Source organism: Shewanella sp. SM69 (genome assembly GCF_025653985.1).
Taxonomy (GTDB): domain Bacteria; phylum Pseudomonadota; class Gammaproteobacteria; order Enterobacterales; family Shewanellaceae; genus Shewanella; species Shewanella oncorhynchi.
Genome location: NZ_JAKKRV010000004.1, coordinates 261,719 through 274,909 on the forward strand (window position 1 = coordinate 261,719; position 13,191 = coordinate 274,909).

The 13,191-nt window shown below is 46.7% G+C and carries 12 protein-coding genes and 1 other RNA gene; 5 read left to right on the forward strand and 8 right to left on the reverse strand.

The window, feature by feature from the left end; genetic code table 11:
* Window positions 1-29 precede the first annotated feature (29 nt).
* Window positions 30-210: non-coding RNA, 6S RNA (ssrS, locus tag L5M37_RS08550), on the forward strand.
* Window positions 211-219: 9 nt separating this feature from the next.
* Window positions 220-918 carry a 5-formyltetrahydrofolate cyclo-ligase gene (locus tag L5M37_RS08555; protein ID WP_263200116.1) on the forward strand — a complete coding sequence of 233 codons (699 nt, stop codon included), beginning with the start codon at window positions 220-222 and terminating at the stop codon, window positions 916-918.
* A gap of 224 nt (window positions 919-1,142) precedes the next feature.
* Here the strand turns inward: L5M37_RS08555 and folM are convergent, their stop codons facing one another.
* Window positions 1,143-1,889, reverse strand: a complete 747-nt coding sequence (folM, locus tag L5M37_RS08560) for a dihydromonapterin reductase (protein ID WP_263200118.1) — start codon at window positions 1,887-1,889, stop codon at window positions 1,143-1,145.
* 253 nt (window positions 1,890-2,142) lie between these two features.
* On the opposite strand from folM, the gene L5M37_RS08565 reads away from it, so the two are divergent.
* Complete coding sequence (locus L5M37_RS08565) at window positions 2,143-2,541, forward strand: thiol-disulfide oxidoreductase DCC family protein (protein ID WP_198571919.1); 399 nt, start codon at window positions 2,143-2,145, stop codon at window positions 2,539-2,541.
* Between the two features lie 102 nt (window positions 2,542-2,643).
* Here L5M37_RS08565 and mdh read toward each other — a convergent pair whose 3' ends face one another.
* Complete coding sequence (gene mdh, locus L5M37_RS08570) at window positions 2,644-3,579, reverse strand: malate dehydrogenase (protein WP_105250210.1); 936 nt, start codon at window positions 3,577-3,579, stop codon at window positions 2,644-2,646.
* 294 nt (window positions 3,580-3,873) lie between these two features.
* On the opposite strand from mdh, the gene argR reads away from it, so the two are divergent.
* The gene (argR, locus tag L5M37_RS08575; RefSeq protein WP_006080175.1) at window positions 3,874-4,344 is read left to right on the forward strand and encodes a transcriptional regulator ArgR; all 471 of its coding nucleotides are present in this window, start codon (window positions 3,874-3,876) and stop codon (window positions 4,342-4,344) included.
* A 147-nt stretch (window positions 4,345-4,491) separates the two neighbouring features.
* Here the strand turns inward: argR and L5M37_RS08580 are convergent, their stop codons facing one another.
* The gene (locus L5M37_RS08580) at window positions 4,492-5,124 is read right to left on the reverse strand and encodes an NAD(P)-dependent oxidoreductase (protein ID WP_113939096.1); all 633 of its coding nucleotides are present in this window, start codon (window positions 5,122-5,124) and stop codon (window positions 4,492-4,494) included.
* Window positions 5,125-5,230: 106 nt separating this feature from the next.
* Here L5M37_RS08580 and L5M37_RS08585 point away from each other — a divergent pair, with 106 nt between their 5' ends.
* A complete protein-coding gene (locus L5M37_RS08585) occupies window positions 5,231-6,133 on the forward strand; it encodes a LysR family transcriptional regulator (RefSeq protein WP_113939097.1) in 903 nt (300 codons plus the stop codon).
* 73 nt (window positions 6,134-6,206) lie between these two features.
* On the opposite strand, the gene L5M37_RS08590 is transcribed toward L5M37_RS08585, so the two are convergent.
* The 5 genes from L5M37_RS08590 to L5M37_RS08610 all read right to left on the reverse strand — a co-directional run bounded on the left by L5M37_RS08590 (window position 6,207) and on the right by L5M37_RS08610 (window position 13,043).
* On the reverse strand, window positions 6,207-7,142 hold the full coding sequence (locus tag L5M37_RS08590; RefSeq protein WP_113939098.1) for a Dyp-type peroxidase: 936 nt from the start codon (window positions 7,140-7,142) through the stop codon (window positions 6,207-6,209).
* A gap of 248 nt (window positions 7,143-7,390) precedes the next feature.
* Window positions 7,391-9,103, reverse strand: a complete 1,713-nt coding sequence (ggt, locus tag L5M37_RS08595; RefSeq protein ID WP_263200120.1) for a gamma-glutamyltransferase — start codon at window positions 9,101-9,103, stop codon at window positions 7,391-7,393.
* A gap of 145 nt (window positions 9,104-9,248) precedes the next feature.
* Entirely contained in the window at window positions 9,249-10,328 is a 1,080-nt protein-coding gene (locus tag L5M37_RS08600; RefSeq protein ID WP_105250215.1) for an ABC transporter ATP-binding protein, read from the reverse strand.
* Window positions 10,328-11,959, reverse strand: a complete 1,632-nt coding sequence (locus L5M37_RS08605) for an ABC transporter permease (RefSeq protein WP_263200123.1) — start codon at window positions 11,957-11,959, stop codon at window positions 10,328-10,330. The genes L5M37_RS08600 and L5M37_RS08605 overlap by 1 nt, the downstream gene beginning before the upstream one ends.
* A gap of 76 nt (window positions 11,960-12,035) precedes the next feature.
* Window positions 12,036-13,043 (reverse strand): Fe(3+) ABC transporter substrate-binding protein, encoded by a 1,008-nt coding sequence (locus L5M37_RS08610; RefSeq protein WP_113939101.1) that lies wholly within the window; start codon window positions 13,041-13,043, stop codon window positions 12,036-12,038.
* Between the last annotated feature and the right edge of the window lie 148 nt (window positions 13,044-13,191).

Consider the following 13,191-nt stretch of genomic DNA (forward strand, 5'->3'; position numbering starts at 1 on the left):
ACCAATGCTTTAGCGATTCAATACCGTTTTGCTCCCTGGGATGCATGCCAACTGGTAATGTCCCTGTGCCGATAATTTTTATCTCAGGGTGAATGCTTTACTGACATTGTGCATGCTCGGCTTGTACCGAGAAGCCTTAGGAGGTAATCATTTACCCGCCTTGAACCTACGGTTCAAGGGCTACACCGGTAGCGGCATTCTGGGGAGCATCTTAATTCTATGTCTACATCTTCCAAACTTTCTCATTTGAATGCCAAAAGCGACACGGCGCACCTTGCCGTAGAAGTCGCTGATGTCGTAGATGTTGCAAGCTATGCGGCAAATATCGCACTCCATACAAAAGAAAGCCGCAATCTGTTACGCAAAACCATTCGCACCGCCCGTAAATCTCTCTCCGAAATAGAACAAACCCAAGCAAGTTTAAACGCCTGCCAGCGAATGCTCGATGCATTACAGGCCAACAAAGCGCAACATGTGGCGCTTTATTTAACTCACGATGGCGAACTCGCCACGCCGCCGCTGATCGCTGCGCTGTGGCTGTTGGGCATAAACACCTATCTACCTAGGTTGCATCCCTTCAATGCCGGACAATTGTTATTCCTGCATTACACGGCTGACACCCCCATGCAGGCAAATCAATTCGGCATCTTAGAACCTAAATTAGATGTGCGGGCCATTATCCCAGTGACTGAGCTAGATATCGTTATCACACCGTTAGTGGCTTTTGATTTAATGGGGAATCGCATGGGCATGGGCGGCGGCTATTACGATAGGACACTGGCGAACTGGCAGCTTAAGGGTAAACCTTTGCCTATGGGTTACGCCCACGACTGTCAGCAAGTGACGAGTTTACCCTGCGAGTATTGGGATGTGCCTTTACCCTTTATCATCACCCCAAGTCGCGTACTGACGTTTTGAAAAAGAAGGATCGAGAAACTAGAAGCTAGGGCGCGACGCTGCTAGAAAAAGCAGAGCGTCGCTCCATAACTGCTCCTGCACTCTTTCTATTAAAGAATTCTACCTCCTACATCTGACCACTATGGAGGGTGAAAATGTCATATTTGGTATGAAACAAAATAGATCATGCAGTCGTTCGCTCCTTCTAGAATCTAGAGCCATGCAGTGGCGTTCTAGAACCTTCTCTACCTTAAATGCCGGCCACCATCGACATTATGGCAACGACCGGTGACGTAGCGGCTATTCAGCAGATATTCCACTAAGTCGATAATTTCCTCATTCCCCGCCTCTTTCGGCAACAGCGCTTTGGCTAAGGTTTTTTGCTGATAGGCAGCATCATCACCCACATTAAATAGGATCATCGCTGGCGCAATCGAATTCACTTTGACCTCGGGCGCAAACTTGGCGGCAAAGGATAGCGTCATATTGTGCAGCGCAGCTTTACTGGCGGCATAGGCAATATGCTTCTGACTGCCCTTCTCTGCCACATAGTCAGTAATATGAATCACATCACTGCCGCCGATTTCATCGCCAGCACCCGCACGTAGCTGCGCCTCTAAGGCCAAGTTCAACTGATAGGGTACGCTCACATGCACTTGCATCATGCGCTGCAGCACTTGGCTCGGCGCAAAAGTGGTACTCTTTAAAGACTCATTCTTTGTAAGCACAGGATCAGGCAGCCAGTCCGAGGCATTGTGAATAATGGTGCGAACTTGAGGCTGTTGAGTTAACTCATCAATTAAGGATTGCACTTGGGCATCGTCATAAAAATCGCAGGGATACAGAGTCGCACCTAAGGCGTTCAGCTCATCAATGCTAGCGTAATGGCTGCGATAAGTACCAATCACGCGCTGACCTTGGGCGAGAAAATGTTTGGCTAAGGCGTAACCTATGCGTTTACCCACGCCTGTAATTATGATGGGAGATGTCATACCTATCCTTTTGAGTCGTTATTTGTCAGGCTTTACCTTGTTCACTTAAAAATCAGCAATCAAGTTAAACTGATTAATAACCAAGATGTTACTGCACTCATTTGAATTTAACCTAACAAAAAGCCAAATGAGGGGCTGATCAGTTCTACAATCGCTTCGATCTAAAACCCTTTCTTCTGCGTATAGGGTAGAAGAAAACCAAGCTTGAGTACTCACTTCAAGTATTGTGATCAAGTCATCAGAGGTAATACCGATGGAACTGCGGATTTTTTACGATGGGAATTGTCCATTATGTAGCGCCGAAATGCGTCAACTGAAAGCGCGCGATCCGAAGAACTTGATTGCGCTTGAGGATTTAAATGCGCCAGACTTTAGTGAGCGCTTCAGCCATATCAATAAAGACTACGCCAATACGATTCTACATGGCGAAACCGCAACGGGCGAAGTGTTACTCGGGTTAGATGTCACTTGTAAAGCGTGGGCACTGACAGGGACGCGCGCCTGGATCCAACTGTTACGCCTGCCCGTGATTAAAACTGTGGCCGATTGGTGCTATCTCAGATTCGCAAAACACAGATACCGCATCTCCTATTTACTGACGGGCAAAGCCCGCTGCGATGATAACTGCCAAATTCCCACTAAGCGCCGCTGATCGACTGAATTCGCTTGGTAAAATGTAAAACCCAGGCATAAAAAAACGGAGCTCATGGCTCCGTTTTTAATTCGGCATAATCTAAAAAGATTATCCGAAATATTATTTAACGAAATCAACGCCTAGTTTGATATCGCCTTTCAGCGTATCTAACATAGAATCACGAGCGTTAGCTTCGAATGCACTCACTTCACCGTAAGGCAGTACTTTTTCAATACCGTTTTTGCCTAACAGCACAGGTTGTGCGAAGAATTCAGCATGCTCGCTGCCGCCGTCAACATAGGCGCATTCAACGATGTTAGCTTCGCCTTGCAGACCACGAACCAGAGACAGACCGAAACGGCAAGCCGCTTGACCCATAGACAGAGTCGCGCTTCCGCCACCGGCTTTAGCTTCAACCACTTCTGTACCCGCGTTTTGGATGCGAGTCGTCAGACTTGCCACTTCTTCGTCAGTGAAAGTCGCGCCTTCAACTTGAGACAGTAATGGCAGAATGGTCACGCCGCTGTGGCCGCCGATCACATTGACTTTAACGTCAGCAACGTTCAGGCCTTTTAATTCGGCGATGAAAGTTTCAGAGCGGATCACGTCTAGAGTCGTGATACCGAACAGACGGTTTTTATCATAAACACCCGCTTTTTTCATCACTTCTGCAGCGATAGCTACAGTCGTGTTGACTGGGTTAGTGATAATGCCAACCAAAGCCGTAGGGCAAGTTGCCGCTACTTTTTCGATCAGGTTGCGAACGATACCCGCATTAATATTGAACAGATCTGAACGATCCATACCAGGCTTACGTGCAACACCAGCAGAAATTAGAACAACGTCAGCACCCACTAGGGCAGGCGTTGGATCTTCACCAGCAAAACCTTTGATTTCAACAGCAGTTGGAATGTGGCTCAAGTCAACCGCAACACCCGGAGTTACCGGTGCGATATCATATAGAGACAATTGTGAACCCGCAGGCAATTGAGTTTTTAACAGTAGGGCAAGAGCCTGGCCGATACCACCAGCAGCACCAAGTACAGCAACTTTCATAGTTATCTCCGTTATTTCTCGGATATGTGTGACATGGATCTAATTTGCGTTGGCGTCACATTACTGGAATGTCACAACAATTTCAATTATCCCTTAGTCGTGGGACAAAAGAATTCCGGAATAACGTAGAAGCAATGTAGAACAATTACTCAAATTGGTATTTTTGAGCACACCACAAACGCTTAACCACAGTGACTTAGTGAATTTTTATTCAACCAATCTGGTTATTTGTTGACAATTTTTCTAAAAATATTCAAAATGGGCCTGTTTTTTTGAATAACGAATAATAATATTATGCAAACGACCAAGAATCAGGATGACCTTGTTAGAATTTTTAAGTCGATTTTAAAAGAAGAGCGCTTTGGCTCTCAGAGTGAAATCGTCACCGCCTTGCAAGCTGAAGGCTTTGGTAATATTAACCAATCAAAAGTGTCACGCATGCTCAGCAAGTTCGGCGCAGTGCGGACTCGCAACGCTAAGCAAGAGATGGTGTATTGCTTACCAGCCGAATTAGGCGTACCCACCGCGGGTAGCCCACTGAAGAATTTGGTACTCGACGTCGATCACAACCAAGCTATGATCGTCGTGCGAACTAGCCCAGGTGCCGCGCAGCTTATTGCCCGTTTATTGGATTCTATTGGTAAACCAGAAGGCATTTTGGGTACGATTGCCGGTGACGACACTATCTTCATTTGCCCATCGAGCATCCAAGATATCGCCGATACCTTAGAAACCATCAAATCTTTATTCAATTACGCAGAATAAAAAAACAGGTCAGTGAGCTGACCTGTTCTATTTTATCTGTACATTTTGAAGTGCAATATAGCGCTGGTTATTTGGCCATTGTCCCGATTACGTTACACATTCCAGCACAATATCTAACTCACAATATCTAACTCAACTATAACGATATCAGTAAGCCACACTGATGCGCTGGTTTGGGTGAGCGCCCTTTTCGGCTTCATCTACCATGGCTTTTGCGTAATCTGTAACAGAAATGCGGCTGCGACCATTGGCATCGGTAAAGAAGCTGTCGCCACCAAGACGGTACGGGCCTTCACTCTCACCGGGATAAATTTCAGCGGCTGGGCTCACAAAGGTCCAATTGATTGCAGTTTGCGCCGCACGGAATACCTGCAAAGCTTCACCCTGAGCTAACGCCTCATCTTTATATGCTGCAGGGAAATCTGGGCTAGAGACCAGCGCCACACCCGGCGCCACTTCTAAACTCCCAGCACCACCGACCCACAATAAACGTGGCACGTTAGCGTTAGGCAGCACATCCAGTAAATGCTGAACCGTACTCGCCACTAGACCATGATTTTGTTGGGCGCGGCCACCAACGGCGGCAATCACGACATCTACGCCAGCAAAGGTATCGGCGACCAATGGCTGCTCTAAATCCACGGCACGTACTGCCACGTCAGCCACGGATAACTTGCTTGGATCACGCACTAATGCTGTCACTTGATGTCCACGACTCTGTGCTTCTTTTAAAATTGCACCACCAATCCAACCCGTTGCACCTAAAATTGCGATTTTCATTTCATTGTCCCACTCAGATGATTTACATTGGATCCAGTTTACTTGCAGTTTTTCACCTAATAAACATCAATAATTGAGCATGATTGTTTCAATATAGGATACTAATGTGGATAAAATTGCCGCAATACGCAGTTTCGTCGAAGTCGCAAACTGTGGCAGCTTTACCAAAGCTGCCGAACATTTAGACCTCAGCCGCCTGCAGGTTTCCCGTCATATTCAAGAAGTGGAGCAGTGGTTGAGTTTACGCTTATTACACCGCACCACGCGCAGCGCCAGCTTGACTTTGCAGGGTGAGGAAGCGCTACAATTTTGCCAGCGGATCTTAAGTGAAGTTGCGGCCATGGAGAGCCGTGCCCACAGCCATAACAGTGAACTGGTAGGCAGTATTCGTATCGCTACGCCTATTGGCCTAGGGCAGCACAGTCTGTTTGATGTCGTCGATCGCTTTATTAAAATTCATCCTAAGGTCAACATTCAACTGGTGATGTCGGACAGTTTTGCGCAATTGGTAGATGAGCGAGTCGACGTGGCGCTACGTTATACCGAGCAACCCGATGAGAATCTCATAGCTCGGCGTTTGATGACCATAGATGCGGTACTTTGCGCGGCGCCGAGCTATCTTGATAGCGCAACGCCACTCCTCGAACCCATTGATCTGCTCGCCCACAACTGCCTCATACACTCAGCGCAACAAAACTGGCCTTTTCTAAAAGAACTGCAAGCTGAGCACGTCAAAGTTACAGGGAATCTTAGGGCTAACGATATGGGAGTGTTGGTCAGTGCGGCGCTACGTGGACATGGCATAGTGCGTTTACCCTGTGACTTAGCTAACCAGTACCTTGCCAGTGGTCAGCTCAAAGAAGTCCTACCCGAATTTACGACACCAGGCCAAACCCTGTGGGCGGTATATTTGTCCCGCAGTTATCAGCAAAATCTAGTGCGCGCCTTTATCGATTTCACCGCCCTGCAATGGCAGCTCGATATCAAAAAATGGGTTCCCGCGCATTAGTATAAAAAAACGCACTTAGGCGTTAGCTTAAGTGCGTCTCGATTGATACTAATTCGGCTTGATTATAGAAAGCTTATTCGTCGAACTGCAGCATAAAATCCAGTGCGGGGGCAAAGAAAGATGAACCTGTCATCGCCTTAGTAAAATGCATCAAGTGATCATGATTGCCTTCGCCATCACCAAACATCATGCTATGCAGCATCTTTTCAAAATGTTCTGGCGTGCGGCAGTTAGAGATAAACATTAATCCCTGCTCCTTCAGCGAACCATAGGGCATACTCTGACGCAGGATCTCCATTGACTTACCATCGGCATCTTTAAGATTAACGCGCTTGATATGGCTGGTCAGTGGCTTATCTTCAGATTCATACTCGATATTATCTTGCTTAGTACGGCCGATAATATCTTCTTGTTTTTTAACTGGTAACCTATGCCACTTACTTAAGTTATGGGCATATTTTTGCACATGAATATAGCTGCCACCCTTAAACTCAGGATCCTCATCACCCACAAGTGCCACTTCCTGGCGGTGGCGCCCCTTAGGGTTTTCGGTACCATCGACAAAACCAGTCAAATCACGGCTATCCATAAATCTAAAGCCACGCTCTTCTTCAACTAACTCCACTAAATCTTCAAACATTTGGCTGATTTCATTCGCCACTAAATGCAGAATATCGTAACGATCACTGCGAATATGCACGAATAAATCATATTCAATTGCAGGTGCTTCACGACTGCCCACTTGCATCGCAGGGAAAGGTTTAAGCAGTTCTGGGCGAGCAGTAGGATAGAGGCTATCCCAATAATTAGCACCAATACCAACAAAACCATTGAATGCACTGTCGGAATATTGATCTGTCAGCTCATAAATATACTGCGCAACGTTGGCAAGACAGGGACGTAATTGCGACTCGACATTGTCATTGGCATTAAACATCAAATAGACACTGTGTAAGTTCCCCTCTGCACACACACCCAACTGTTCACGCGGCATATTTTGAATATCCATTTGGTTATCACCCTTTTTCTAAATTCATTTTCGGCAATATTATCCGCAACTTTACCTAAAAATGACATTAACTAACGCACAGTTTGCTCTGATCTGTTTATGATAATGCCAATAGCGGAGCATTATCCCACCCCAGACCCTTAAACATAAAAATTGACGAGACCATTAAAGTCTCGCCAATCAGTTAAATCGAATCAATGACGTCAGGTTCACTCAGTGTTGAGTTTACCTTAGCATTTATCTTAGTGTTAATAGCCTGCGGCGTGACCATCCTTGCGACTCTCAGAGGCCGCACGATATACGCCGGTTTCGGCATTAAATCCAATGGCTTGATAGCCACCAAACTCCCCAAGTCCATCACGCAGTACATGGCCTTTCTTAATCAACTCACGACGGGTTTCTACCGGAAAACCTGATTCCAGACTAACGTAGCCGCCATCATTCATCACTTCGCCTGTGGGCTCGGTTGACCCCATATGCAAAATTCTGGGGGCATCGCCCGCTTCTTGCAAGTTCATTTTAAAATCAATCAGATTCATTACAATCTGCGCGTGCATTTGTGGTTGAGTCGCGCCGCCCATCACCCCAAAGCTCAGCCAAGGTTTACCGTCTTTGGTCACAAAAGCCGGAATAATGGTATGGAATGGACGCTTGCCCGGTGCGTAGGTATTAAAACGCCCTTCCGTTAAATCAAACATCTGCCCGCGGTCTTGCAGCACAAAGCCGAGATCCGGCGGTGTCATCCCTGACCCCATACCACGGTAATTACTCTGAATGAGTGACACCATGTTGCCATCTTTGTCAGCGGTAGTCAGGTACACAGTATCGCCATGTTGCAACGCTGGATTACCCGCATCGACACTCTTGGCGGCTTTTGTAAGGTCGATCAACTTAGCGCGATCATAGTTATATTTCTGTGAGATAAGCTCGGTAACGGGCACTTTATTAAAGGCCATGTCGGCATAAAACTTAGCTCTGTCAGCAAAGGCGAGTTTCTTTGCTTCGACGAATAAATGGACATATTCAGGACTATTAAAGCCCATGGCAGCCACATTAAAGGGCTCCATAGTTTTTAAGATTTGTAGCGCCGCAATGCCTTGACCATTAGGTGGCAGTTCCCACACATCGTAACCACGGTAGTTCACCGAAACGGGATCTATCCAGTCGCTAGTATGGCTCGCTAAGTCATCATAACTTAAATAACCACCTTGGGATTTCATGTACTTATCAATACTTTTGGCAATATCACCTTTATAGAAAGCATCGCGGCCGCCCTTGGCAATTTTCTCATAGGTGTTAGCAAGCGCGGGATTTTTAAAGATTTCCCCTACGGTAGGCATCTTACCATTAGGCATATAGGTTTCTTTAAAACCGGGGAATTTAGCCAGTTTTTTACCACTGCCATCAAGGTAATAGGCAATCAACTCTGACACAGGGAAACCATCACGGGCATAATGAATGGCAGGTGCGAGGTTATCGGCCATAGCTAATTTACCAAACTTATTATGCAGCTTATACCAACCGTCAACAGTGCCCGGTACAGAAACAGGCAAAGGTCCAAGCGGCGGTAAATAGTCTAATCCGAGGGATTTAAGCTTTTCTAAACTTAAGGATTTGGGACTGCGCCCCGATGCATTAATACCATAGAGGCGTTTATCTTTTGCGCTCCAGACGATAGCAAATAAGTCCCCACCGACACCCGAGCCCGTTGGCTCGACTAACCCTAACATAGCGTTAGCGGCAATCGCTGCATCGACCGCACTGCCTCCCTGTTTGAGTATATCAATAGCGACTTGCGTGGCTAAAGGCTGACTGGTCGCCGCCATCCCTTGGGTTGCATACACTTCTGATCGCGTTGCGAAGGCTTTACCTGTGATCCTATCCATGGCCATCACTCCTGAAGACGATATTGCCGTTGCTACAATAACGAGGGTGCAAATTGAATTTATTGTTTTTATCATAATTCCTCCAAAACCAGAGGATAAAAGTAGCAAGGATGGTCGAAAATATCACCAACCAATACCGCATAGACCCAAGTTAAACGTAAGCAAAAATGTCGTACTTTAGTTGGCTATGTCATATCTGCATTAAATAATTACTCATCGCTTAGATTGGGTCCCCACAGTTTGAATATGCTGAAGATTCAAACAACACGAGCGAATGCGGCTCAGTCGTTACCCCAACTTTTTGGCCGATAGTGAGCTGCATCATTTGGCTACGCACCTCCACATAATAAGCATGGGAAGCGGCTTCAATTTTGACCCAATAATGACAAAAGGCGCCTAAGAAACGTCGCTCAGTGATAGTACCAACGCCCTGTTCATCGGCGCTGAGCGTCAATTGCTGTGGTCGCAAGAATACTGTTCCGCTGAACTCGCTAGGCAAATTTAATGGCGTGAGGCTGGTTAAATGACCTATGGGAGTGACAACACTGTGCCCATCAAACACTGCTGCAGGTAAGTAATTACCGCTACCTAAAAAGTCCGCCACATAGCGGCTGTTTGGGGCGGCATATAAGGCTTCGGCACTACCATGTTGCACTATGATGCCTTGATTAAAGATGGCTAAAGTATCTGCAAATACAAAGGCTTCATCCTTGCTATGAGTAACAAACACCGCGCTGACATTACGCTGTTTTAAGATGCTGCGAATTTCCGCCATCATCTCATAGCGCACTTGGGCATCAATATTAGAAAAAGGCTCATCGAGCAGCAATAACTGCGGCTCATAGGCAAGTGCCCGCGCAATCGAAACTCGCTGCTGCTGACCGCCAGATAATTCATGGGGATAACGCTGTGCCAACCCTTCAAGTTTGACCAAGGCTAGCATTTCATCCAAACGTGCCTGACGTTCTGCGCCCGACAATCTAGCCACCCCAAAGAGGATATTTTCCGCCACAGTCAAATGAGGGAAAAGCGCATAGTCTTGAAAAATCATGCCGATGCCGCGCTGCTCGCTAGGTACAAACTGGCTATCGCCACTCACTATGCGGCCATTAATCTGGATTTCACCTTGGCTTATGGCCTGTAATCCAGCAACTGCACGCAATAAGGTCGTCTTGCCACAACCGCTTGGGCCTAACAACGCCAGGATTTCCCCTTGGGCGAGCGTTAAACTCAAACCTTTAAGTACTTGCTGGCCCTGATAATCGCTATGAATTTGCTTAAGCTTGAGCGTACTTGTCATCAGCTGTGATGCTCCAATGAACGGTTTAAATAAATAAGCGGCACTAAACCCACCAGTACAATCACAATAGCAGCTAATGCGCCGTGCTCGAGTTTTTCATCGGACGCAAACTGGAATACATAAGTTGCAAGATTCTCAAAGCCGATAGGCCGCAGCAATAACGCAGCGGGCAGTTCCTTCATGCTTTCGATAAACACCAATAAAGCGCCCGCAAACAATCCCTTGGCAAGTAAAGGCAAATGCACCCGCCGCAAAAGTTGCCTAGGAGTTTGCCCCATGGTCAGGCTCACCATGTCTAGCGATGGCGAGATGCGTTTATAACTGCTTTCAACACTGCCAATCGCAATTGCCACGAAACGCACACAAAAAGCAAAAATCAATGCCATCACACTGCCTGTAAGGATAAGGCCTGGGCCTGCTATGCCGACAAGATCCGCCAGATCGTTAATCGCAAAATCTAACATAGTTAAAGGCACTAATACCCCAATAGCCAGCACAGTGCCTGGTAAGGCATAGCCCGCCGAAGCTAACCGTGAGGGCAAAGCATCACTCTGTCTTGGGCTTATCCGGCGAACGAACATAAGCAGTAAGGCGATTAAGCAACAGAGTAAACTGGTGATCAGCGCAAGACTGAGGCTGTTAAGACTCAATTGCCAAAAACTCTTATCCCAGCTTTGTTCAAAGTAACCAATCGCATAGGATAATAAAATCCCGAAAGGTAACAGAAAGGCTAATAGCAATAGCATGCCGCAAAAGCTGAGTGCGACCAAGGTTTGAGTCATCGAGAGTCGATACAAGTCAGTGACTTGTATACGTGATTGTTTTTGGAATAACTGCTGTTTACGACGGGCAAAACGCTCAAATCCAATCAGACTAAATACCACCAGCAAGATAATCGCCGATAACTTAGCGGCGGCGGTCAAATTGCCATAACCCAACCAAGTGTCGTACACGGCTGTCGTTAAAGTAGGCACGGCAAAATAGTTAACCGTTGCAAAATCAGCGGCCGTCTCCATCGCCACTAAAGCCACCCCAACGGCGAGCGCAGGCCTTGCCATAGGCAAAGATAAACGCCAAAAACTTTGCCACGGTGAACAGCCCATAATGCGCGAAGCATGCGCCAAACTTAAGGATTGCTCCATAAAAGCGGTACGCGCCAAGAGATAAATATAGGGAAACAATACCAGCGACAACATACACGCCGCGCCGCCTAAGGTACGAATATCGGGGAAGAAATAATCCTGCGGTGAGTCCCAGCCAAATATCGAACGAAGACCGCGCTGCACTGGCCCCGCATAATCGAGTAAATCGGTATAGACGTAGGCAACAATATACGCAGGCATAGCGAGGGGCAATAATAGCGCCCATTGCAAATATCGCCTGCCGACAAAGTCACAACGAGCCATCAACCAAGCGCAGGGTAACGCGAGTAATAACGCCCCCAGACTCACCCAGAAAATCAGCAATAAACTATTAATGATATATGTCGGCAGAACCGTTGCCATCAAGTGCCCAAACACGGCTTCGTCAGGCTGAAAAGCTTGAAATATCAACGCAAATAGTGGCAATACCAGCAAGGCGGCCACGGCATAACCAGCAAGCGACCAGCTTCTGGCTAATCCTAAAATCATGTCAATCCTTAAAACGTCACAGCGCCAATCACTGGCGCTGATCACCTAAATCTACATTTTGTCGCTAGCACTGGAGCTAGAGATCAAACTGCACTTCATCTAATAGCTTAACCGCCGCTTGGTGATATTCTGCCAATTTAAAAATGGGCAATTGATCTGACTTAAACTTACCCCATGAGGCCACTAAAGATGAAGGTGCCACATCGGCTTTCACTGGATATTCCATATTCACATCGGCATAGGCCTTTTGAGCCACATCGGCGGATAAGAACTCCATCAATTTGATCGCATTGGCTTTATTAGGCGCATGGCGAGTTAGTACCATACCAGACACATTCACATGGGCACCGCGGTCAGCTTGGTTCGGGAAGTTGAGCGTCACAGCTTCGGCGATCGCCTTTTGCTCAGGATCCTGCAACATATTGCCGTAATAGTAGCTATTACCAATGGCGATCTCACACACACCTTCTTTTACTGCGGCAATTTGCCCCCTGTCGTTCCCCTGAGGTTTGCGGGCTAAATTAGTTTTCACGCCTTGTAACCAAGTTTTTGCCTCAGCTTCACCGTGATGAGCAATCATAGATGCGACTAACGCTATGTTGTATGGATGCTTACCACTGCGAGTACAAATCTTTCCTTTATATTTGGGATCGGCTAATTCTTCATAGGTCAATTGCTGCTGGCCTAAACGATCCTTGGCTGTATAGAGATTTCGCACCCGCATAGTCAGGGCATACCACTGGCCGTCGGGATCGCGATACTGCGCAGGAATATTGCTCTCTAGCAGGGGATTTTTGACTGGAGAGGTTAGATCTTTATCCACTAATTCAACTAAACGTGAAAAATCAGACGTCAGCACAAGATCCGCTGGGGATAAACGGCCTTCACGGACGAGACGCTCGGCAATACCGTCTTTAGCAAATACCAAATTCACACCTATGCCAGTTTCTTCGGTGAAACGCGTCAGGATAGGCTCCACCAAGAAAGCTTGGCGATAAGAATAAACGGTTAATTTATCATCTGCATTCGCTGAATGCCCAACCGACATTAACCCAAAAACAGCCGCGCAAGTTACCCATTTCATTACCGAATTCTCCCCAAAGTGATGACGTGTTCTGCAAAATTAGAACACTAACGCATTAATGATAATGCTTATCAGTTTCGCAAGAGTAATAGATACGGAACTTGAGAGCAAGCAGCTAATTAACTTTATGTTTTTAATGGTATTAATC